General features: G+C 30.8%; 24 protein-coding genes and 2 tRNA genes. 7 read left to right on the top strand and 19 right to left on the bottom strand.

What is annotated here, in order from left to right; genetic code table 11:
* Positions 1–387: 387 nt before the first annotated feature.
* On the top strand, positions 388–1,050 hold the full coding sequence (locus ISS06_00785) for a hypothetical protein (GenBank protein MBL7053725.1): 663 nt from the start codon (positions 388–390) through the stop codon (positions 1,048–1,050).
* Between the two features lie 249 nt (positions 1,051–1,299).
* Here ISS06_00785 and alr read toward each other — a convergent pair whose 3' ends face one another.
* The 3 genes from alr to ISS06_00800 form a co-directional block, all read right to left on the bottom strand.
* Complete coding sequence (gene alr / locus ISS06_00790) at positions 1,300–2,418, bottom strand: alanine racemase (GenBank protein MBL7053726.1); 1,119 nt, start codon at positions 2,416–2,418, stop codon at positions 1,300–1,302.
* A gap of 5 nt (positions 2,419–2,423) precedes the next feature.
* Positions 2,424–3,053: an adenylate kinase gene (locus ISS06_00795; GenBank protein ID MBL7053727.1), complete on the bottom strand. Its 630-nt coding sequence runs from the start codon at positions 3,051–3,053 to the stop codon at positions 2,424–2,426.
* Positions 3,054–3,155: 102 nt separating this feature from the next.
* Positions 3,156–3,482 (bottom strand): hypothetical protein, encoded by a 327-nt coding sequence (locus ISS06_00800; GenBank protein ID MBL7053728.1) that lies wholly within the window; start codon positions 3,480–3,482, stop codon positions 3,156–3,158.
* A 155-nt stretch (positions 3,483–3,637) separates the two neighbouring features.
* On the opposite strand from ISS06_00800, the gene ISS06_00805 reads away from it, so the two are divergent.
* Entirely contained in the window at positions 3,638–4,156 is a 519-nt protein-coding gene (locus tag ISS06_00805; GenBank protein MBL7053729.1) for a hypothetical protein, read from the top strand.
* Positions 4,157–4,206: 50 nt separating this feature from the next.
* On the opposite strand, the gene thpR is transcribed toward ISS06_00805, so the two are convergent.
* On the bottom strand, positions 4,207–4,728 hold the full coding sequence (gene thpR / locus ISS06_00810) for an RNA 2',3'-cyclic phosphodiesterase (GenBank protein MBL7053730.1): 522 nt from the start codon (positions 4,726–4,728) through the stop codon (positions 4,207–4,209).
* A gap of 217 nt (positions 4,729–4,945) precedes the next feature.
* On the opposite strand from thpR, the gene ISS06_00815 reads away from it, so the two are divergent.
* Positions 4,946–5,143 (top strand): cold shock domain-containing protein, encoded by a 198-nt coding sequence (locus ISS06_00815; protein MBL7053731.1) that lies wholly within the window; start codon positions 4,946–4,948, stop codon positions 5,141–5,143.
* A 64-nt stretch (positions 5,144–5,207) separates the two neighbouring features.
* On the opposite strand, the gene ISS06_00820 is transcribed toward ISS06_00815, so the two are convergent.
* Genes ISS06_00820 through ISS06_00830 form a run of 3 tightly spaced genes read right to left on the bottom strand, consistent with a single transcriptional unit; the run spans position 5,208 to position 7,013 of the window.
* On the bottom strand, positions 5,208–6,227 hold the full coding sequence (locus ISS06_00820) for a hydroxyacid dehydrogenase (protein MBL7053732.1): 1,020 nt from the start codon (positions 6,225–6,227) through the stop codon (positions 5,208–5,210).
* Positions 6,228–6,250: 23 nt separating this feature from the next.
* Positions 6,251–6,757: a cysteine hydrolase gene (locus ISS06_00825; GenBank protein ID MBL7053733.1), complete on the bottom strand. Its 507-nt coding sequence runs from the start codon at positions 6,755–6,757 to the stop codon at positions 6,251–6,253.
* Positions 6,758–6,764: 7 nt separating this feature from the next.
* Positions 6,765–7,013: a hypothetical protein gene (locus ISS06_00830; protein MBL7053734.1), complete on the bottom strand. Its 249-nt coding sequence runs from the start codon at positions 7,011–7,013 to the stop codon at positions 6,765–6,767.
* A 153-nt stretch (positions 7,014–7,166) separates the two neighbouring features.
* Between ISS06_00830 and ISS06_00835 the strand changes: the two genes are divergently transcribed.
* Both ISS06_00835 and ISS06_00840 read left to right on the top strand, forming a co-directional pair.
* On the top strand, positions 7,167–7,460 hold the full coding sequence (locus ISS06_00835; GenBank protein ID MBL7053735.1) for a hypothetical protein: 294 nt from the start codon (positions 7,167–7,169) through the stop codon (positions 7,458–7,460).
* A 212-nt stretch (positions 7,461–7,672) separates the two neighbouring features.
* The gene (locus ISS06_00840) at positions 7,673–7,978 is read left to right on the top strand and encodes a hypothetical protein (protein ID MBL7053736.1); all 306 of its coding nucleotides are present in this window, start codon (positions 7,673–7,675) and stop codon (positions 7,976–7,978) included.
* Between the two features lie 50 nt (positions 7,979–8,028).
* Here ISS06_00840 and ISS06_00845 read toward each other — a convergent pair whose 3' ends face one another.
* From ISS06_00845 to ISS06_00885, 9 genes are all read right to left on the bottom strand, one after another.
* Positions 8,029–8,235, bottom strand: a complete 207-nt coding sequence (locus ISS06_00845; protein MBL7053737.1) for a hypothetical protein — start codon at positions 8,233–8,235, stop codon at positions 8,029–8,031.
* A 148-nt stretch (positions 8,236–8,383) separates the two neighbouring features.
* Positions 8,384–8,458, bottom strand: a tRNA-Asn gene (locus ISS06_00850).
* Positions 8,459–8,633: 175 nt separating this feature from the next.
* Entirely contained in the window at positions 8,634–9,905 is a 1,272-nt protein-coding gene (locus tag ISS06_00855; GenBank protein MBL7053738.1) for a sigma-70 family RNA polymerase sigma factor, read from the bottom strand.
* Between the two features lie 14 nt (positions 9,906–9,919).
* Positions 9,920–11,698, bottom strand: a complete 1,779-nt coding sequence (locus ISS06_00860; GenBank protein ID MBL7053739.1) for a DNA primase — start codon at positions 11,696–11,698, stop codon at positions 9,920–9,922.
* A gap of 10 nt (positions 11,699–11,708) precedes the next feature.
* Complete coding sequence (locus ISS06_00865) at positions 11,709–12,650, bottom strand: hypothetical protein (GenBank protein MBL7053740.1); 942 nt, start codon at positions 12,648–12,650, stop codon at positions 11,709–11,711.
* A 19-nt stretch (positions 12,651–12,669) separates the two neighbouring features.
* Positions 12,670–13,425, bottom strand: a complete 756-nt coding sequence (locus ISS06_00870) for a ZIP family metal transporter (GenBank protein MBL7053741.1) — start codon at positions 13,423–13,425, stop codon at positions 12,670–12,672.
* Between the two features lie 40 nt (positions 13,426–13,465).
* Entirely contained in the window at positions 13,466–13,765 is a 300-nt protein-coding gene (locus tag ISS06_00875; GenBank protein ID MBL7053742.1) for a hypothetical protein, read from the bottom strand.
* A gap of 143 nt (positions 13,766–13,908) precedes the next feature.
* The gene (locus ISS06_00880; GenBank protein ID MBL7053743.1) at positions 13,909–14,628 is read right to left on the bottom strand and encodes a DNA alkylation repair protein; all 720 of its coding nucleotides are present in this window, start codon (positions 14,626–14,628) and stop codon (positions 13,909–13,911) included.
* Positions 14,616–15,386, bottom strand: a complete 771-nt coding sequence (locus ISS06_00885) for an undecaprenyl-diphosphate phosphatase (GenBank protein MBL7053744.1) — start codon at positions 15,384–15,386, stop codon at positions 14,616–14,618. Before ISS06_00885 ends, ISS06_00880 begins: the two co-directional genes overlap by 13 nt.
* An 803-nt stretch (positions 15,387–16,189) precedes the next feature.
* Here ISS06_00885 and ISS06_00890 point away from each other — a divergent pair.
* Positions 16,190–17,287, top strand: coding sequence for a Fic family protein (locus tag ISS06_00890; protein MBL7053745.1), 1,098 nt, complete (start codon positions 16,190–16,192; stop codon positions 17,285–17,287).
* 96 nt (positions 17,288–17,383) lie between these two features.
* Here ISS06_00890 and ISS06_00895 read toward each other — a convergent pair whose 3' ends face one another.
* Positions 17,384–17,854 carry a hypothetical protein gene (locus ISS06_00895; GenBank protein MBL7053746.1) on the bottom strand — a complete coding sequence of 157 codons (471 nt, stop codon included), beginning with the start codon at positions 17,852–17,854 and terminating at the stop codon, positions 17,384–17,386.
* A 136-nt stretch (positions 17,855–17,990) separates the two neighbouring features.
* Positions 17,991–18,078: transfer RNA gene (locus ISS06_00900), tRNA-Ser, on the bottom strand.
* A 238-nt stretch (positions 18,079–18,316) separates the two neighbouring features.
* On the opposite strand from ISS06_00900, the gene ISS06_00905 reads away from it, so the two are divergent.
* A complete protein-coding gene (locus tag ISS06_00905; protein MBL7053747.1) occupies positions 18,317–18,544 on the top strand; it encodes a hypothetical protein in 228 nt (75 codons plus the stop codon).
* Positions 18,545–19,038: 494 nt separating this feature from the next.
* Here the strand turns inward: ISS06_00905 and ppsA are convergent, their stop codons facing one another.
* Complete coding sequence (gene ppsA / locus ISS06_00910; protein ID MBL7053748.1) at positions 19,039–21,477, bottom strand: phosphoenolpyruvate synthase; 2,439 nt, start codon at positions 21,475–21,477, stop codon at positions 19,039–19,041.
* Positions 21,478–21,480 lie beyond the last annotated feature (3 nt).

Here is a 21,480-nt window from a genome sequence, read left to right on the forward strand (position 1 = left end):
CGTCTTTGCCTGTAAACAAAAAGGCCAAGCTAAATCGGTTACGCTATATAATAAATCAGCGAACTTGATGCTCTGGCCCCTTTGTATGTAATTATACAAAAGTATAATTAGTATTAAAATGGTGCTTGCTCTAATGTCGAAAAGATAAATCTTTTTTCAATTAAACAAGAATTCGTTAAAATTCTAACAAGCACCATAAAAAACATAGCACAAATAAAATCATCCGCAAGCCCTTGCCTGTGGATAACTATGAGGACCTCTAAAGTACAAATCCTGTGCTTTTTCAAAGATAGAAACATTCAAAATAATATCACACATTGACAATTAGCTCTCTTTCTGATATCTTTAAAACATCGTTCATTAAAATAAAAAAAAGGAGAAGCAAAAATGAGAGAAGACGAAATCTTAAAACAAACGTTTAACTTTATTATGAATCACTTCAAGATATCAATAGATGACATTGAAATCATTTTATTATATGGAAACAAACAAGGTGAAGACATTGACTTATTGGTAGTACTGCCTGATTCATATAGAGGTTATTCTCACAAAAGAAAAGAATATCTTGATGTATTTTTCTGTGGAAAAAAAACATTTGTTGATTGGATAAAAAAAATGGAGCCAATCATCACAGAGCCTATTTTAACAGGCACAATACTTCTCGGAAAAATAGAAAAATACAAAAAACAAATCACGCAAACGAGAATAAGCAAAAAAATTAGAGATAACTTAATACTTCGTGCAAAAATATTTTATTCTTTTGCTAAAATTATTGAGCAAAACAATAAAATGTCTAATAATCTTAAGAAAGGAATAACTCAAGAACAAGAAGTTCCATTTGAAGCAATTGAAAATCTAAGATTTTCATTAAGTTATATGCTTTTTGCTGAATACTATAAAGATAATAAGAAAGTAATAACTTTTAAGAAATTAAAAAAGAAAATAAGAAACAAAAAAACTCTTTTATTCTTAGAAGAAAAAAATAAAAAGCATTACTCAATAATGGAATTTGAAGAATTGTTAAGAAAAGTTAAATCAGAAGTTTTTTAAAAAAGGAGGACAAAAATAAAAAAGGGGCTTTTAAAAAGCCCCTTTTAACTATCTTAAAAAAAACACAGGCATGTAAAATAATCCTATTAAAAAGTATCTTTGTTAAACTCGTCTTTCCTTGTAAACAAAAAGGCCAAGCTAAATCGGTTACAGAGGCCGTACCTCCTCTGGAGGTCTGGCCTCTAAAGTACAAATCCTGTGCTTTTGAAAAAAGCACGGGCATGTAAAATAATATAACCCCAAACATGATTACACATAAATCCTTGGAATTGATTGATTTATTCTAGTGATAATTTCGTAATTGATCGTATTTATTTTACTAGCAATATCTTCAGCCTTAATTTCCTGATTGGCCTGCTTGCCTAACAAAACAACCTCGTCCCCTGCTTTAACATCTTTTAATTTAGAAACATTAACCATTGTTATGTTCATACAAATATTTCCTATAACAGAACATTTAACTCCCTGAATTAAAACTTGTCCGCAATTAGATAGCCCCCTATCATAGCCATCCCAATACCCGACAGGCAAAACAGCAATAATTGTCCTTTGTTTAACTTGAACAGTCCTGTCATAACCAACAAAACTCCCTTTTGGTAATGTTTTAACCTGAATTATGCTTGTTTTCCATGATAAAGCTGGTCTGAGATTAAAATGTTTCATTTTCTTTTTAGCGAATATTTTTGTGCTCCCCGACGGCCAAAGCCCATACATGGCAATGCCAATTCTAACTAAATTAAAAAATGTTGCTGAATTATTTATGGTTGAAGCAGAGCATCCTGCGTGAATTAATGGAATATCCATTTCATTAACTATGTTTTTGAATTTTTTTGTTTGACTATTTGTATATGTCTGGTCTTTTGACTCAGAATCAGCATAATGCGTAAACATGCCATTGATTTTAAGATTAGAAAATTTTTTAATTTCTGTAATAAAATCTTTTATTTGTTCAGGGAAAACTCCTATCCTGCTGATGCCAGTATCAACTTTAATATGAACATTAACTTGCTTGTTTATTTTTTTTGCAATTTTTGACAAAAATTTTATTTGCTCTGTTGTGTATATTGGAAATTCGATTTTTTGTTTAAGAGCTTGTTCTATTTTTTTAGATGATAATTCATAAAAACTTAAAATAAAAACAGGAATTTTAATTCCTGATTTTTTCAAATATAATGCTTCATCTAAATTAACAACTCCTAAATAATCAACTTCTGAATCACAAACAATTTTAGCAAAATCTAATATGCCATGACCATAAGCATTTGCCTTGACAATGGCCATTATTTTTATTCGTTTACCAACTATTTTTCTAAATTGCTTTAAGTTATATTGAATATTGGATTTTTTTATTTCAACCCAAGTAAGCATAAACTTTATTTAATCACAGACAAAGCATCTTCCACTATCTCTGAAATTGGCTTTTCAGTATCAATGTCAGCTAAAATTTCTTCTTTCTCATAAAAATCTATTAATGGAAATGTTTGTTGTTTGTAAACATTTAATCTTTTTTTAATTGCTTCTGGCTGGTCATCGTCTCTTTGAAATAAATCTTCGCCACATTTATCACAAATGCCTTCTTTTTTTGGTGGAATATTTGTAATATGAAATATGGCACTACAATTTTTGCATGTTCTCCTTCCAGACAACCTTTGAATTAATATTTTTTCAGAGGCCTTAAAATTTAATACTTTATCAATAAATATTTCTGCCTCTATCAAAGCTTTTGCTTGTGGAATTGTTCTAGGAAACCCATCAAGAATAAAACCACCAGCACAATCACCTTTCTTAATTCTAGTTTTTAATAAATCAATCACCAATTCATCTGGTACTAATTTTCCTTCATCCATATAATTTTTTGCTCTCTGGCCAATTTCTGTTTCCGCTTTTACACTTGCTCTTAATAAATCTCCGGTTGAAATTTGTGGAATGCTTTCTTCTCTTGAAACATATTTAGCAATTGTTCCCTTCCCTGCTCCAGGTGGTCCTAAAAATATAAAATTCATAATTTTTATTTTAATGATTATTTTACATAATTATAACATTTATTTTTAATAAATCAATATTTGAAAAACATAAAAAGCCGTATTTATTTTAAAACACGGCTTTTATTTTTGTAATAATAATAACGATCTTTCTTTTGCCATCCTGTTATTGTTATTCGTCCTAGCACGAATAATACAAATATTTTGACAAAAAACTTCCCATTCATAAAACTGACAAATTCGCCCATCCTTAATCCCAAAATGAAACTTATTACTTTTAGCCCATCTTAATTCTAGGATGTCTTGTTTTGTAATTTTATGATTACTAATTATATGCTTTTTAATCTCTAAAAAATCAACATAATTGTATTTAACAACTCTATGTTCTTTGTCTTTAGAATTACACAACAAACATTTGAACAAAAAAAATCTACTATCAATATTATTCATTGCTGTAAAGTATCTCATTGAATCCCTCCATCTCTTTATTTAATGTACTAATCAACATGATATCAAAAAATCTTGCTTTTGTCAATCTAATTGACAACCAACCCTCTTTCTGCTACACTTAAAACTGGTTCATTAAATAAAAAAAGGAGGAAAAAATGGAAAAAGGAATGAAAGGAAGTGATGGCACAAATTATCATCGCCATAAAAATGGTGGTGGCTGGGTTGCAGAAACTGCTTATGTTGCACCAACAGCCTTTGTAGGACAAAAAGCATTTGTACTAGAAAGAGCAACTGTTATTGATAACGCAAAAATATATGGTAAAGCAATAATTTCTGGATCAGCTACAATTTCTGAAAATGCAATGATTTCTGGAGAGGCTGAGGTTTCTCGAGCAGCCAGAGTATCTGGCAATGCAATAGTTTGTGGAAATGCCAGCATATTCAATGCAGCCAATGTTTCTGGCAATGCTGTAATTTGTGGAAATGCACGAATTCAAGATGACGCAGAAATTAAAGGAAATGCAGTAGTTTGCGACAATGGCCATGTCTATGGTCAAGCAAAAATTAATATCAATTCAGTAGTTTGCGACAATGGAAACATTGGAGAAGAAATAGACATCTTTGAAAGCATTATTGCATTCAATCCATTTCAAAAACCAATAAAAAGAAACTAAAAACAACAAAACCGCTCTTTGACTAAAATTAGAGCGGTTTTTTCTATTTATTATTTAGCAACCCAAATATCTTTATAAATAGGTCCCTCAAGAGTTAAAGTACTTTTTATAAGTTTAAAAGATTTAACTTGAAATTGACTTGGCTTAAAATTTATATTTTCAATTTTCTTTTTTAATAAATTATTATCTTTAACATGTTTCACCCTGCCAAGAGTAATGTGTGGATGAAACCTTTTTTCTTTGGCATAAAATCCTGTCAAAGAATTATCAACCTCTTGTTGTAACTTTATTACACTTTTATTATTTTCTAATCCAACCCAAATAACTTTTATTTTCTTTGGCGTAAAATGTCCAATAGTTGAAAAGTTTATTAAAAAAGGATTGATATCTACTTTCTCAAGTAATTGTTTTATTCTATCAACGCTAGTATCTGCGACTTCTCCTAAAAATTTTAGGGTTAAGTGATATGAATTAGTATATTTTATAGTTGCCTCATCTCCTTTAATTTTTGTTTGCAAATTAGTAAAAAAATCACACAAATTATTAACATCAATAGCTATAAATAATCTCATAAAAAAATTGATTATATTTTTTATTTATCTTTATTAAAACTAAATAAATTATAACAAGCCAAAAGTTCCTTGCCAACATTGACAAGAAATCATTAGTATGTTATATTTATTTTATTAGATATTTTAATCTTATTAAAAATCTAAACTTTTTAGTAAATACGAAAACATCGTCGAATTTCTATTTATTATTAGAAATTAATCATTATAATTCTATTTTATGGAAGGAACCATTAAAAAGTTAACTGACAAAAACTTCGGTTTTATTACTCAAGAAGATAGCGACAAAGATTTATTCTTTCACGCTAGCGAACTAGACGGAGTTGAGTTCAGTGACTTAAGAGAAGGTGACGCAGTAACTTTTGAAGTAAAAGATACTCCAAAAGGACCAGCTGCAAATCAAGTAAAAAAAGCTTAATACCACTTTTTCAATAAACAAAAACAAAGGACCGCTTTTATTAACGGTCTTTTGTTTTTAGTTTTTATTTTACTTTATTAATAAACTTACCTTTTATAAACCCATTAATATTATCAACAGTTGTATCTAAAATTCTTTCCAAGGCCTCTTGCGAGTTAAAGGCATTGTGAGGAGTAACCAAAACCTTGTCATCTTGAATTAATAAATGCCCCTGTAAAATTGTCCTCAAATCACGCTTTTCCTGAAAAGGCTTGGCTAATAATTGTTTTTCTTCTTTGATAAAATACTCCTGCTCCAAAACATCCAATCCAGCCCCGGCTAATATTTTTTTATTCAAAGCAGTCATTAATGCTTGTGTTTCAATCAATCCCCCTCTGGCCGTATTAATCAAATACGAACCTTTTTTAATTAATTTAATATTGTCTTTATTGATTAAATGATGAGTATGTTTATTATATGGGGCATGCAAGCTAATAATATCTGAATGAGCTAATAAATAATTAAAACCAACATACTTAACTCCTAATTGTTTAGCTAATTTTACATTTTTATTAGGATCAGCCACAACAACCTTCATTTCAAATCCCTTGCCTATTCTTGCCACATGCTTACCAATACTGCCCATGCCAACTATGCCTAAAACCTTCCCCTTTAAGTCAAATCCACATAAATCATCAAGTGTAAAATCATATTCCTGTGTTCTCTCAATTGACTCTGGTAATTTTCTAGACAAGGCCAAAATCAAAGCAAAAGTATGTTCAGCCACTGTGTTTTCCCCATAAACAGGTACATTGCAAACTTTTATGCCTCTCTTTTTACATTCAACTAAATCAATGTGGTCAAAGCCAGTTGACATGGTTGTAATAAGTTTTAATTTTGGCAAAGCATCTAAAACTTTTTTATCAATTTTAGAGTAAATAAAAACAGCTAAAATATCTGTGTCTTTTATTTTCTTTAGATAAGAAATTGATAACTGTTTTTCAAAAAAATTTAATTTTAAATTCTTCTTATTTTTTAACTTGTCTAATAAATATCTTTCTTCCCACTTGGCCGCTTCAAAAAACGAAATTGTTGTTTTTTTCATATATTTTTTAATTATTATATTATTTAATTACAAATATCTTTCGTTAGAATGATATGTTTCTCTCCTATAATATGTTTCAAGCTGTCTATTATTAAATCATTGTTTGCTTGACCATGCAAGGAATTACAAGCATCTTTAATCACAAAAGTTTCCAAATTACTATCAAATAAATCCATGGCTGTTTTTATCACACAAACATCTGTATAAACCCCACAAAGATAAACTTGCTTGATTTTGTTATTGAAAATAAAATCCTTTAACTTTTCGTTTAAAATAATATAAGCACTATGCTCTATCTCTGTATTGTCTGTTGATTGTAATTCTAAAAATAATTGCCGTTCTTTAGTATTTTGAAACTTATCACAGCCCAGTTGTTTTTCAAATAAAGAATCCTTATTATTAATGAATTTTGTTAAAACTATCTTGCCTTTAAAAGATTTTTTTAATTTCAAAACATTTGACAATATTGCTTCTGACTCAATAGCCCTAAATCCCTCCTGCATATCAATAATTAAAAGTAACTTATTCATTTTATTCTTATTTTTTAAATTTTTTATCAATATAAATAATTCTCCACCAATATTTTCCTGCCAAACAACCTCCTAATATTCCCAAAACAAAAAGAATTACTGAACCAATGTCATGGATTATTTGCCATTGCGACCAATTTAATCCACTTACAAGATATTTAAGCACTGGGATTTCTATTAAGGCATGAATTATCGTGCTAATAATAATTCCTAGCACAACCCAAAGAAAAATATATACAAACCTTTTTATCTTCATGCTTTCATTGTATCATATTTTTAAATATTATTACATATTTATATTCTTGACAAAAACACCAAATCTGCTATTTTATAAGCATTAGAAGGGATAATCCCTTTATTCATTAACAATCAAAAGGAGACGATTGTGTTTATACACGAGAATAAACCCATGGACATAGAACAGATGAAAAAGTTGATAGAACAACTTCAAGCATATCTGCCATTTTATGGAAAAATCTTGTCATGCAAACAAGATGCGCCAGATTCTCCATTAGGGAGAATTGATAAATTGTGGTTGATAAAAAGTCATCTAAAGATTACTATTGTTCAAGAAAGAATCAATAAAAAGGGACGAATATATGACAAACCGCCCTTAAGATTAAAAATACCAATAGACGAAATACATGATATTTTTTCTTTTAAGACAAAAGATGGTCGGAATATTATTCTTGAACAGGAGTAACAAATGTTAATCATGTCCAGTCAATAAAAAGCCCTGAGATTAAAATCTTAGGGCTTTCGCTTTTAATATTATTGATCTTCTATTTATTTTTTAATACTATTTTTTATATTCTTGACAAAAACACCAAATCTGATATGCTAAAGTATATCAAAACTCAAAAGAATTTATAATTTTTTGAGACACTTTAAAAACAAAATAAGGGGGGTTCTTAAATGAGACAAACAGCACTTGCTTTTCGTGAACTAGAGATTGCATTAGAAAACCCGAGCTGGGAATATCCTGAATGCTTGATTATTAATGAAATTGGTTGCTTTTTTTATAATGGGCACAAACCAGCTGAAAAAATTCTTGGGGATTTATTAAAATCAGATAAAAAAGATAAGAAATACATTGCTTATTGTTTTTTGTCTAAGCCTAAAAATAAATTATCAAGAGAGACACTTAAAAAAATTACTGAATTTGAAGCAGATCCAGCTAACCAAGAATTAGTCAAAGACGCAAAAAAATGTCGCGAATAACAAAAAGAACAACAACAGCGGATTTAAAAAATCCGCTGTTTCTTATTTAATTAATTTTTTATTAGTTTTTTTATTTTTTCAATTTCATCTTCTTTTTTATTAAAAAAAATAATAAAAGCAAGAATCAAAAGAAATATTCCTAAAAGGATAGCAAAAAAATCAATTCCTGGACCATCAACAAATCCTAGAAAAAAAATAAACCAAATTGATAATAATGTTAGTCCGACTCCACTTATTCTTCTGCTTAATTTATTCATTTTTCTTTAATTAAAAATTTGCTATCGTTAAAACTTAAAATGACATAAATATAATAAAATTTGGCTATCATTTTGTTAATAACTAATTATTGCCATGAACCAGAATAAATTCGGTTCACGGCATAAATCAGAACTTCGTTCTGATTTATGGCTCCGGAGGGCGGGTTCGAACCGCCGACACGCTGGTTAACAGCCAGCTGCTCTGCCACTGAGCTACTCCGGAATAATATTCAATTATAATTTAAGTTCAGGCCTTTATTTTTTTAAAAAATCAAAGGATTTATACTTAAGAGGCACAATCTCCAAAAGGAGATTAGACCATTTCATGGAGGAAGTGAATATAAAAAGATTAGTAATGATTAATAAATGATTAGTGACTAAGAATTAGTGACCAGGGATCAATAATAATCTTTGATTTTTTTGGTATCACCAAGCTCTCTAATTCTTTCCAATGCTCGAGCTTCAATTTGTCTGATTCTCTCTCTAGTAACACCAAATACCTGTCCAACTTCTTCTAATGTATGAGCTACTCCGTCTGAAAGTCCAAATCTAATATCCAGTATTTTCTGCTCTCTTGATGAGAGGTCTGAGGTCACTTCTTTCATATATTTTTTCAAAAGAGCAAGCGCAGCCACTTTGTCAGGTGTTATTGTTTTTATGTCTTCAATAAAATCAGCTAGTTCTGTATTTTTGTCATCATCTTTTCCAACCGTTGTTTCTAATGAAATAACATCTTGTGATATTTTAATTAAATACCTGGCTTCATCTGCGCCTATTTCTAATTCGTCAGCTATTTCTTCTGGGGATGGTCGCCTGCCTAATGCTTGCGCCAAATATCTGTCTGCTTTTTTAAATTTTCCTAAAACTTCAACCACATGGACAGGAATTCTGATTGTTCTTGATTGATCTGCTAATGAACGGATAATTGCCTGTCTTATCCACCAAACAGCATAAGTTGAAAATCTATAGCCTCTTTTCCAATCAAATTTTTCTACAGCTCTGAAAAGTCCGATGTTTCCTTCTTGAATTAAGTCCAAAAAAGTTAACCCATAACCAGAAAATTTTTTAGCAACACTGACAACTAAACGCAAATTTGATTCTATTAACTTCATTTTGGCAAACTCATCTCCATCGTCTTTGAGTTTGGCTAGTTCTACTTCTTCTTTGGGGGTTATTAAAGATACTCTGCCAATTTCCTTTAAATACATCTGAATCGAATCAGCTGACAACTTGCTTAAATCTAACATGAATTTATTGTCTTTTTTTTCTTCTTGATCCAATAGATTTTCTTTTGATTCAGCTATATTTATACCAGCTTTTTCTAATTTATCAAGAAAATCCTCGTATTCATCTAAATACTTTTCTAATCTAACAAAAACATGAAGTAACTCATTTTCCGTCACAAATCCCCTTTTTCTCCCTTTGTTGGCTAATCTGTCCGCCTCTTGTTCTGGAAATTTAATTGAATAGATTGGATCTGTCTTAACCAGTTTGACAACTTTTTTCTTAAGAGATTTTTTCTTTTTCACCACTGTCTTTGGTTTAATCACTTTCTTTTTCACTTTTTTCTTAAGAATCTTTTTCTTTTTCACAGCTGTCTTTGATTTAATCGCTTTCTTTTTTAGAAATGCCTTTGTTTTTAAAATTTTCTTTTTTTTCTTAATTGACATAAATTATTTAAAAATCATTTTGAAATTTGTTTTGATAATCCATTAATTTTTTGACTGATTTCTTTTATATCCTGCTTATTACCTTCTTCCTCTGCATGTCTTAACTCATCTATTAATCTCTCTATTTTGGTGTTTAAATATCTTTTTTTAAAGAGATTAAATGACTTGGTTAATTCTCTATCCACTTTTTCCTTTTTAAATCCCTTAAATTCTTTGTCTGCTAAAAAAGTTAAGAAAGTAAAATAATTAAGCAAATCTTTATCTTTGATTGTTTTCTTTATTTTTTCTGCTTCAATTTTTTCTGAATTGTCAAAATATTCTTTTGTTTTGGTTAGTATTTGTTTTAAGTTTTCTGTTTCAAACATGTCTAACAATAACTTATCTAAAACTTTTTTTCCTTGTTCAGGGAAAGTTAAAATCATTGCTAAAAATTTTTCTTGTATTTGTTGAATGCCTGTTTTTAATTCTGCTAACTGAGCAGGTTGACTTGAATAAGTTGGTCTTTTTGAAGCATTAATCTTTTTCAAAGCATCAATCAAAAAAACTTCTGAAACATTTATTTTATTACTAAGATTTTTTAACCATAATCCCTGCTCTACTGAATCCCCTAATTTCGCAATGATTGGCAAAAGTGTTTTGGTGACCTCTTTTCTGTCTGAAAGATTTGCTAAATCCTTATCTTTAAGTACTAATGAAAAATAATATTCCATAATTGGGATTGGATTTTTAACTGCTTGCTTCCAGCTCTTTATATCCTCTCTAATACATTCATCAGGGTCTTTGCCCTTAGTTAGTTCTAAGATTTTAACATCAAGTCCTTGTTTTAGCAAGAGGTCAATACTTCGAGAGGTAGCTGTTTGCCCGGCCAGGTCAACATCAAATCCTAAAATTATATTTTCAGTATATCTTTTTAATATATTTGCTTGTTGATCTGTTAAGGCTGTGCCAGAGGTACAAACAACATTTTTTGTATCTGCTTGGTGAGCTGAAATGACATCAACATTGCCTTCAACTAGAATTACTTTATCATAATGTCTGATTTTTTGTTTAGCCATGTCTAAGCCATATAAAACCCTACTTTTGTTATAGATTTGAGTTTCAGGGGTATTAATATATTTACCAATCTGGTCATCTTCTGCTTCTGGCATTATTCTTGAAGTAAAACCAATTGTTTGCCCAAACATATCTCTTATTGGAAACATTATTCTATTACGAAAACGATCATAATATTTGTTACTTGATTTTCTAGATTTAACAATCAAACCAGCCATTTCAATATGTTTAAAGGAAAAACCTCTTTTAATTAAAAAATTCAATAAAGTATCCCATTTGTCAGGGGCAAAACCAAGCTCAAACTCTTCAATTGTTTTTTTCTTTAAATTTCTTTGTTTTAAATATTTTCTGGCTGAATTAGCAGATTTTGAATCCATTAATACTTTATGATAAAACTTGGCACTAATATTACAAATATCAAGTAGCTTTGTTTTAGCGCTATCAAAACTTTTATCTTTCTTCTCAGAAATATTAACGCCTGCTTTTTTTGCCAAAATGCGCAAGGCTTCTGGAAAATCAATTCCTTCTATTTCTTGGACAAAACCAAACATATCCGAACCCTTGGAGCAGCCAAAACAATGCCATATCTGTTTTTCTTGCGAAACATGAAAAGATGGATTTTCTTCCTTGTGAAACGGGCACGGAGCTTTAAAACTGGTGCCTGATTGTTTTAGATGAACATAGTCAGATATAACATCAACAATGTCTAGTTTTGATTTTATTTCATCAACAACATCCATAATATTTATTTTAGTCGTAAATAATTGGCAACCTGTTTTCCATTAGAACTTTTGTGTTATATAGGTCTGGATCTATTGTTTTATCCCAACATACTTTTCCTTTGTCGTGCAACCATTTTTTATCAAACCCCCTATAATATTTTGTATTATATTTATCCCCCTTATTATCTGTAGCAAAAGTAGCACATAATTCAAATTTGAAATTATCTTTTAAATTATAGTCATAGTCCTTATCCGTGTCAGGATCTTGCGGAGGAATAAATCCAGAAATACTATCTTCTAAATCAGTGAGGTTTTTAGGAAGAGTTTCTTTGTTCCTCCAATAATTTATAATTTCTGACTGAATCATGTTTAAGTCCTGAACTCTTTCATTGTCTATTCTTAAATCTCTTTGATGAGCTGGCGAACCGATTATGAAAAAACCGGCAATAATAGCAATTAGAATCACTAACGAGCTAATTTTAGCAAACAATCCTGGAATACTTGATTTGGTTTGTTTTCGTTTTTTTAGATCCCAGAGATAATAACCAAAAACAGCTCCAGCCACTACCATTACAACTAATAATTTAAGAAAAAACTTAATAGTTAAATCACCTTTTAAAAAATTATTTATCAAGGAGATTAAATCGATTATAATGGCTCCAGCAGCGATAAATAGAGTTAGATATAATAGCCAAGCCCTTGATCTCAAATCTCTTTTGTCGGGAGATTTTTTGTTTAATTTTTCTATAGACCAAGCCATAAAAACAAAAACAGGCCAGAGAATTATTAAATTCGCCATGGAAGCCCGCACAACTCCGCTAATACTATTATAGCTATAACTTAATTGGTCTGGAAACAGAAAATTGATGTATTGGAATAGCAAGGCAATAAAACTGCCAACCCCTATATAAAGGGTGGCGATCATTAATAAATAGGAAAATATTTCTTTTGGAGTGCTTTTTGTTTTCATATGTTTTTAATTAAAATGATTAGTGATGATGAAAAGTTAATAATAAAATAATAGTAATTATTCCGGTTAATAATAATAAAAATTGCGTGATGATATTTTTTACATTAGCACTAACATGCTTGCGATGAAGCTCTGGCACAAGGTCAGACAAGGCAATATAAATAAAGCTAGCAGCTGAAATAGCCATGATATAGGGGACAACTCCTTGAACTGGCTCAAGAATATAATAAGATAGAATTGCTGCTGGCAAAGTTGTTAAACTTGATAATATATTTAATAATAACGCTTTTTTCTTCTTATATCCACTGTGAATTAAAATGGCAAAATCTCCTACTTCCTGAGGAATTTCGTGAAGAATCATAGAAAATCCAACCATTATGCCAAAAGGAATTGATATCAAAAAACTAGCTGCAATCACCACCCCGTCAGCAAAATTATGAAAAGCATCACCAATTAAAATCATCTGACCAGAGGCCTTATGAATCTCGCATTTTTGGTCATGACAATGATGCCAGATAATAGTTTTTTCAATAAGAAAAAAAATAATAATTCCAATCAGAACTGTTAATAAGATTGGCCTTAATTCAAGCCGCTCCACTGCTTCTGGAATTAATCCTAAAAAAGCAGAGGCTAATAAAGTTCCGCCAGCATATGCTATTAAGAATGGGATAAGTATTTTTTGGATTTTTTCTTTGAATAAAAGATAACTGCCTATTGTGATTATAACACCGATGCTTCCTAAAATACTAAATAAAATAATAAAAAATAAAGTCATTAAAAATATTATAACAAAGTTTTTGAATAAAAAAAAGGCTCTACATTGAGAGCCTTTTGTATGTTTTTAAGCCAAAATTAATTGCTTTGAATAAATATAATCCGAGCCAGATAAGTGACAGGATAAAAACCGGTATCATTCTAAGCAAAATATCAATCTCCGTGATGTTGCCTGTCAATACTGCTTTTATATCTTCCCAATCAGCCCACCCCCATCCACTTGCATAAAAAACAAGCAACATGAGCGTGCTAAAGATTAACACATCTTCATTCAGTATTCCAGCAAAAAATCCTATTATTACCGAAAATATGACTTTTGGCGTTTGTGTTGTAAGTTGCATTTCTGCCTCCTTTTTTTAAATTATTTCTTACTGTGACAAGGATAGCGCAAATCTCCCTTTCTGTCAATTCCCTATATCTACTATTTAACCTACTGAGAGGCCTTGCCTCTCAGTAAATTTTGGATAAATTTTATTTAGGGAATTCAGGAGTCAGGGCCCCCAAAAGAAAGATAGAATTTGCGTTTTTCTTTAGAAAATTTTTCAATAGCATAACGCAACATCATACGTGGCATAATATGTGCCTGTTTTTTTAAAAATTCCTCTAATGTCTTTTTATCTCGTTTGCCAACCTCTCTAAGCATCCAACCACTAGCTTTATGAATTAAATCATGTTTGTCTTTTAAAAATATCTGAGCCAGTTTTAAAGTATCATTAAATTGATTGTTTTTAATAAATTGAAAAGTGGAAACCATGGCTATGCGTCGTTCCCACAAATTTTTTGATTTAGCCAGCTTATAAAGAATACTTTTATCTTTTTTCCCCATCAGCCAAACTCCTAATATATTTGAGGCTGTAATATCAACCAAGTCCCAGTTATTCACATTTCTGGCATTTTTCAAATAAAAATTAACTATTTGTTTTTGTCGCCCAACATCAGCCTGCTTAAATTGATTAGTTAAAATCACTAAACAGGTTAATCTTTGTTCATGAATTTTGCTTTTTAATAATATTTGTAAATCTTTTAATTTTAAATTTGTGTATTTTTGGGCTACTTTTCTTTGTTCTGGCACAGTAATGCCCAGAAAAATATCCCCTGCACCATATTGGCCTGGCCCTGTTTTAAAAAAACGAGACAAAATGATTGCTTTGTCTGGATTTTTTAATACTTTTAATTCTTTTTTTAAGGATATTAAATTACCCATAAAAAGAAAATTATACTAATTATTATTCTATAAATGCCAAATAAAATAAAATTATTATTTTGAACATATTTTATAAAAAACTTAATAGTAATTAAAGCCACTAGAAAAGCAACAACAAAACCAATTCCCAGAGCAATAAAATTTTCTCCTGAAAATGACAGGCCTGATTTTAATAAATCATAACCAGTGGCTGCCAACATAGTCGGAATTGCCAGCAAAAAAGAAAATTCTACAATGGTTTTGCGACTCAGTCCTAAAATTAGTCCGCCAACAATAGTTGCTCCGGCCCTAGAAACCCCTGGAATCATGGCAATTGATTGGAAAATACCAATTAAAAAACATTTTGAAAAAGGTATTTTGCTGATTGCCTGAGTATCTTTTTCTTTTTCTTTGTGTAATAAATCAAAAACAATTAAAAAAATACCGCCCAAAAATAAAGCGCCAATTATTATCTGATAACTTTCTAATAAATAATTTTTTACGATCTTGTAAGCCAAAAGACCCAAAACAGCTGTTGGCAAAAAAGCAATAACAATTCTTTTCAACACCTCGTACTTTATTAAAAACTTTTTCCAATAAAGCCAAACCACTGCCAAAATTGCGCCTAATTGAATTGAAATCTCAAAAGTTTTTACAAAGTCAGTTTGAGATAATCCCAGCAGTTTTGAAGAAAGAATTAAGTGAGCGGTTGAAGAAATCGGCAAAAACTCGCTCAAGCCCTCTACTATTCCTAAAATTAAACTATGTATATATCCCATTTATCTTGTTTTGCTATATTTACTATTTATATGCTTGTCTATACATGGATCAGGCACAATGGTCAGTCCTATTTAAGTGAGCTCTGATAACCCTATTAACTTAGTGGAAACCCCTACTTAGAGGCCTTGCCCTACTTAGGGGCCTTGCCCCTAAGTAAAATAAAAAATTGTGTAATATTTATATTAAGAATAACCAAAAAAAATAATTTTAACAACCATTTTTTTATTTTCCAAAATCCAATTTTTTAGTAAAAATTACAAATATTGTAACAAATTATATTTTTACTCGTCATATTATAATGAGAGGGATAAAAAAAATAATAAATATTAAAAATGACTGTAATAAAAATAACTAATAAAAAAAGCAAGAAAAAAGTAGATTCCGCCTTAGAAAAATGGGCTATATTTTTATTATTTTTAATGCAAAAAGAAAATAAAAAATAAAATAAATATAATAAACAAACAAAAAAAGCACTTATTTATTAAGTGTTTTTTTAATATCCTTGTGCTAACTCTAAGACCTCGTAAAATAAAGCTCTTCGTGATAGCTCAATCTGGCAGTACCTTTTAGTTGAAATGCGTGATAATTTGAACTTAAAACTTTATTAATCTATTAATAAATATCGTGTTTGCCAATAGAATAAAATCTAACTGCATTTTTCTTTTTATCTACAAAATCAAAAATAATTCTATATTCATAATTTATAAAAAATGCTAGAAATAGTTACTCACAGTTTAAATAATTTGACTTATATTTATTAATTGGCTATAATTGGGCATAGTTAATATAACCAATTAATCTTATGATAAAAAAGCAAAAAAATACCACTAAAAAGGGTCTGGGTCTGGATAAATTCGATAAACGGCTTGAACACGTCCCAGCCAGCATCATCTCGAAAATAGGACAGATCGATGAATTAAAAGGAAGATGGATTGCAGGGGCAAAATTAAGTCCTCAAGTTTTAGGTCGTCTCAAACGGTCTGTTTTGATTACATCTACTGGTGCTTCTACTCGTATTGAAGGTGCAAAACTATCTGATAAGGATGTTGAGAAAATGATGAGAGGTATTACTATCCAGAAATTTACTGACCGAGATAAACAGGAAGTTCAAGGTTATTATGAACTTTTAGAAAATGTTTTTAATTCTTGGAAAATACTTAAACTTAACGAAGGCACTATAAAGCATTTCCACGGTGAATTGCTCAAGTATGTTGATAAAGACCAAAGACATCGAGGTGATTATAAAAAGCAGGAAAATAAAGTCCACATGGTAAATAAAGCTGGCGAGTCTGTGGGTGTTCTTTTTGATACCACCGCCGCCTATCTTACTCCCAAAGAAATGCAGGAATTAATTGAGTGGACTAACAATGCTTTGACCGAGAAAAAATATCACTCACTTCTTATTGTCGCTAATCTCTTAGTAGAGTTTTTAAAGATTCATCCATTCCAAGATGGTAATGGCCGGTTTTCTCGTGTTCTGACAAATCTATTGCTTCTTAAAGAGGGCTACGAATACATGCCCTATGTATCTCATGAGAAATTGGTTGAGGATAACAAGCCAGAATACTATATTGCTTTACGTAAAAGTCAAAAAACAATGGGTTCAAAAAAAGAGGATATTACTCCATGGCTTAAATTCTTTTTCACTATGTTAATTCAACAAGCAGAAATGGCAGAAGAGCTTTTGTCAAAAGAAAACATAGAAAAACTTTTGTCTGAAAAACAGCTGGCTGTTTGGCAGTATTTACAGGAAGTAGAAGAAGTCAGCACTGGAAAGCTTGTTAAAAAAACAAAAATTTCTCGAGCTACTGTAAAACAAGCACTCGATAGATTATTACAGTTTAAGAAAATCGAACGCATTGGTCTTGGTAGAAGCGCGAGATACCGAAAACTAAAATAAATATATGCAAAAAGAAAATAAAAAATAAAATAAATATAATAAACAAACAAAAAAGACGGAAGTAATCTTCCGTCTTTTTTAATATACAATAAATACTTATTTCTCTTTTTCGTAAAAATTAGGATCAAGTCTTAGCCTTGAATCAATTTTGGATGGATCTTTCTCAGTCTCCTGTTGCTTGAGCCACATATAAAATTCTTCCTTATTTCTAATGAAATTATTATGTTCTCCTGGATTAAGCTTTCTCCCTAATTTTTGCTCTACATGCCACATTTCCGAACCTCTTTGAGAAGGAAGGTCTCTAATTTCCTTAGAAATATCAATTTTTCTAGAAGGAAGTAGCGGTTCTTTTTTGCCACTAATAAACGCACGAAGCTTTTTTAATAAACCATCTGTTTTTTTGATATCTTCTTCTACTAGTTTTTTGCTTTCTTCTGAAGTCTCAAAATCATCTTTTATTTCTTCTTCTTTATTTTCTTCTAGTTTTTCTTCCGTTCGACCATGCTCAGGGTCTTTGCCTTTATTTTCTTCCAATACTTCTTCATTTGAATTCTTTTCAAAATTCATAATAATTAAAGTTAATTTATTATGTATATATAATAACACATATAAAACAAAAAGTCAAACAGAGATTGATTTATGAAGCTTGAGATAACAACCCCACTATCGCTACAAAAAGCTTTGGCAAAGTAAAAGTGAAACTTGGCGGAGAGGAAGGGATTCGAACCCTTGATACCTTGCGGTATACTGCCTTTCCAAGGCAGCGCAATCGGCCTCTATGCGACCTCTCCATGATTTAATTCATAATAGCAAATATTTAAGTGATAAGCAATATTTAAAATATATATTGACAAGATTTACATAATATGCTAAATTATAATTATTGTCATACTTGTTATTGATACTGACCTTTTGTAAAGGAAAATCATTTAAAAATACATTGACACCTAACGCAAGAAAGGAGTAATAGTATAACTAAAAATGGTTTTCAGCGCAATTACTTAATAACAAGATAAGAAGAAACTCATCATGAGCGGAATAAACAATCCCAATGACAATGGACCAGGACCAGTATACAGAACACCATGTGGCGATGGATCAATTACTGGAATCCGTGGTGGAGTAACCCATAATCATGACTATAATGATGTTGGCATAGGCCATGTCAAAGATCAACGTAGCAATGAAATTATTGGAAACTACAATAACTTCAATGACAAAATTGATAGTCTATTACCACCCTGGATGAAGAAATAATCCCTGGTTCTAAAAACAAGGGGGCTGAAAAATCGGCCCCCTTTTTTCTTTTTAAGAAAAAACTACTTAAAATAAAGCGCCCGGGCATTTTTTTGCCCGGGCTTGGTTTTTGAGTTAATGTGAAAACTCAACTATAAATGTTCTACCATCTATAATTATTACTCCTCCATTTTTAATAACGTCTGAACAAATGCTCATTGGAATCTCTTTTATTTCACCATTTTTTCTTGCACTTACCTTCATTGCGCAAATGTTATGGATGCATATTCCATCATCCCTATAATCTATCTTTACATCGCTATTCTCTCTAAGCCATTTAAGATTTCTTTTCCCGCGACTTTCTGATAAAGTAAGGCTTCTCAAACTGTAATTTGTCATCATCTATATTCTCCGTAATTAGGTTTTAATGAATTATTATTAGGCAATAAAAAATCTCATCTTATTGCCTCTTTCTATATAATCAAGATAAACAAAAAAATGAGATTTGTCAATACTTATTTCTTTAATTTTTTTTCTTTTTTCAAAACTTGTAAACTTGTTTTTACAACTGTGTCTGGGGTCAATGAAATTGAATCAATCCCCTGTTCTACTAAAAATTCAGCGAATTCTGGAAAATCACTTGGTCCTTGACCACAAATTCCGATTTTTCTATTATATTTATGAGCCGTGGTTATCATTTGAGTGACTATTCTTTTAACTGCTTTGTTTCTTTCATCAAAAAGATGAGACACCAAGCCAGAATCCCTATCAAGCCCTAATGTTAGCTGGGTTAAATCATTAGTGCCAATTGAAAAACCATCAAAAATTTTAGCAAACTCATCTCCTAAAATAACATTAGACGGAATTTCAGCCATTACATAAACCTGTAATGGTTTTAATTTTGTTTGCTTTTTACGCAAGCCATGCTTGTCAATAATGGCTAATACTTTTTTCCCTTCTTCAATAGTCCTGCAAAACGGAACCATGACAATAACATTATCTAGTCCCATTACTTGTCTCACTTTTTTAATTGCCAAACATTCAAGGTCAAAGGCTTTTTTAAATTCAGGACTATAATAACGACTAGCCCCTCGCCAACCAATCATTGGGTTGGTTTCTTGAGGTTCAAACTCTTTCCCGCCTATTAAATTAGCATATTCATTGGTTTTAAAGTCAGAAAATCTAACTATTACTTCTTTAGGATAAAAAGCAGCTGCAATCTTGCCAATTCCTTCTGCTAGTTTATCAACATAAAATTGGGGTTTACTAGGATAACCAGCTGTTACTTTATCAATTTGCTTTTTGACTGTTTGACTGGTTAATTTTGAATAATTAAGTAGTGCTAAGGGATGAATTTTAATATAATTGTTAATTATAAATTCTTCTCTGGCTAAACCTACTCCATCATTTGGAATAAATGAAAGCGCAAATGCTTGTTCTGGTTCTGCCAAATTCATCATTATTTTTGTGTTTGGTTTTTTAAAATTTTTAATTTTAGTTTGTTTGATTTTATATTCTTTGATTCCTTTATACACATATCCTGTCTCCCCTTCTGCACATGAAACCGTAATAGCTTGATTTGGTTTAATTTTTTTAGTAGCGTTTCTTGTCCCCACAATACACGGAATTCCCAACTCACGAGAAATAATAGAGGCATGACACGTCCTTCCACCTGAGTTTGTCACAATTGCCTGGGCCTGTTTCATTATTGGCACCCAATCAGGATCAGTCATTTGAGTTATTAAAATTTGTCCTGGTTTAAATTTTGAAATATCTTTAACACTCTTAATCACATTTGCCTGTCCTGCTCCTATTTTTGAACCAATGGCTGTCCCGCTAACAATTGGCGTAAATTGCGACTCCATGTCTTTGTACTTTCTTTGTCCAGGAAATACCTGCCTGGTTTTTTTATTAACAAAAATATATTCTGTTAAAACATCAATCGATTTTTGAGATTGAACTGTCTCTGGTCTGGCCTGTAAGATATATAATTTTTTGTCATGCCCATCTTTTGCCCATTCCATGTCCATGGCTCGCCTATAGTGTTTTTCAATTATTACTGAATATTTGGCTAATTCTAATATTTCATCATCTGTTAATGTAAAACTTTGTTTTTCTTTTAAAGTTGGTCTGACATTTTTAACTGACTTGCCTTTTACTGTACTATAAATCATCTTCCATTCTTTGCTGCCAATTTTTTTACTAATAATAGGCTTAAACTTATCTAGGTTTGGCTCGTAAACCATAAACTCATCTGGACTAACCTTGCCTTGAACAATATTTTCTCCCAAGCCCCAAGAAGAATTAATAACTGTCACATCAGCAAAGCCTGATTCAGTATCACAAGAAAACATAACCCCTGAACAAGAAATGTCTGAACGAACCATTTTTTGAATACCAATTGATATGGCTACTTTTAAATGATCAAATCCTTTCGTTTGCCTATATACAATTGCCCTGTCAGTAAAAAGAGAGGCCATACATTTTTGAACTGCCTCTAATAATTGCTTTTTTCCTTTTATATTAAGGTGAGTGTCCATTTGTCCGGCAAAGGAGGCACTAGGCATGTCTTCGGCTGTAGCAGAACTTCTAACAGCTACATCAACTGCTTGAGTATTATACTGGGCTGATAATTTTTTATAAAAAGAAACAATTTCATCTTCCAGCTTTAATGGAAGCTGGGCTGATAAAATTAATTCTCTAATTTCCTTCCCCTTTATTCCTAATTGCTTGATGTTGGCTATGTCTAAGTTATCAAGTATTGCTTTTATTTTTGGCTTTAGCCCTGCTTGTTTTAAAAAATCCCAATAGGCCTCAGAAGTAGTCGCAAAACCATTAGGAATTCTCACTCCTTTTGAATTTAATTTTCTATACATTTCCCCCAAAGATGCGTTTTTACCACCAACCCTAGGCACATCTTTAATAACAATATCCTTAAACCACAATACTAACATAAT

This window comes from Patescibacteria group bacterium (genome assembly GCA_016784145.1).
Lineage (GTDB): Bacteria > Patescibacteriota > Patescibacteriia > UBA2591 > UBA6264 > BS150m-G65.

Coding starts and splice junctions, on each gene's coding strand:
- ISS06_00785 (MBL7053725.1), top strand. CDS start 388: ATGAGAGAAGACGAAATCTTAAAACAAACGTTTAACTTTATTATGAAT.
- alr (MBL7053726.1), bottom strand. CDS start 2,418: ATGCTTACTTGGGTTGAAATAAAAAAATCCAATATTCAATATAACTTA.
- ISS06_00795 (MBL7053727.1), bottom strand. CDS start 3,053: ATGAATTTTATATTTTTAGGACCACCTGGAGCAGGGAAGGGAACAATT.
- ISS06_00800 (MBL7053728.1), bottom strand. CDS start 3,482: ATGAATAATATTGATAGTAGATTTTTTTTGTTCAAATGTTTGTTGTGT.
- ISS06_00805 (MBL7053729.1), top strand. CDS start 3,638: ATGGAAAAAGGAATGAAAGGAAGTGATGGCACAAATTATCATCGCCAT.
- thpR (MBL7053730.1), bottom strand. CDS start 4,728: ATGAGATTATTTATAGCTATTGATGTTAATAATTTGTGTGATTTTTTT.
- ISS06_00815 (MBL7053731.1), top strand. CDS start 4,946: ATGGAAGGAACCATTAAAAAGTTAACTGACAAAAACTTCGGTTTTATT.
- ISS06_00820 (MBL7053732.1), bottom strand. CDS start 6,227: ATGAAAAAAACAACAATTTCGTTTTTTGAAGCGGCCAAGTGGGAAGAA.
- ISS06_00825 (MBL7053733.1), bottom strand. CDS start 6,757: ATGAATAAGTTACTTTTAATTATTGATATGCAGGAGGGATTTAGGGCT.
- ISS06_00830 (MBL7053734.1), bottom strand. CDS start 7,013: ATGAAGATAAAAAGGTTTGTATATATTTTTCTTTGGGTTGTGCTAGGA.
- ISS06_00835 (MBL7053735.1), top strand. CDS start 7,167: ATGGACATAGAACAGATGAAAAAGTTGATAGAACAACTTCAAGCATAT.
- ISS06_00840 (MBL7053736.1), top strand. CDS start 7,673: ATGAGACAAACAGCACTTGCTTTTCGTGAACTAGAGATTGCATTAGAA.
- ISS06_00845 (MBL7053737.1), bottom strand. CDS start 8,235: ATGAATAAATTAAGCAGAAGAATAAGTGGAGTCGGACTAACATTATTA.
- ISS06_00855 (MBL7053738.1), bottom strand. CDS start 9,905: ATGTCAATTAAGAAAAAAAAGAAAATTTTAAAAACAAAGGCATTTCTA.
- ISS06_00860 (MBL7053739.1), bottom strand. CDS start 11,698: ATGGATGTTGTTGATGAAATAAAATCAAAACTAGACATTGTTGATGTT.
- ISS06_00865 (MBL7053740.1), bottom strand. CDS start 12,650: ATGAAAACAAAAAGCACTCCAAAAGAAATATTTTCCTATTTATTAATG.
- ISS06_00870 (MBL7053741.1), bottom strand. CDS start 13,425: ATGACTTTATTTTTTATTATTTTATTTAGTATTTTAGGAAGCATCGGT.
- ISS06_00875 (MBL7053742.1), bottom strand. CDS start 13,765: ATGCAACTTACAACACAAACGCCAAAAGTCATATTTTCGGTAATAATA.
- ISS06_00880 (MBL7053743.1), bottom strand. CDS start 14,628: ATGGGTAATTTAATATCCTTAAAAAAAGAATTAAAAGTATTAAAAAAT.
- ISS06_00885 (MBL7053744.1), bottom strand. CDS start 15,386: ATGGGATATATACATAGTTTAATTTTAGGAATAGTAGAGGGCTTGAGC.
- ISS06_00890 (MBL7053745.1), top strand. CDS start 16,190: ATGATAAAAAAGCAAAAAAATACCACTAAAAAGGGTCTGGGTCTGGAT.
- ISS06_00895 (MBL7053746.1), bottom strand. CDS start 17,854: ATGAATTTTGAAAAGAATTCAAATGAAGAAGTATTGGAAGAAAATAAA.
- ISS06_00905 (MBL7053747.1), top strand. CDS start 18,317: ATGAGCGGAATAAACAATCCCAATGACAATGGACCAGGACCAGTATAC.
- ppsA (MBL7053748.1), bottom strand. CDS start 21,477: ATGTTAGTATTGTGGTTTAAGGATATTGTTATTAAAGATGTGCCTAGG.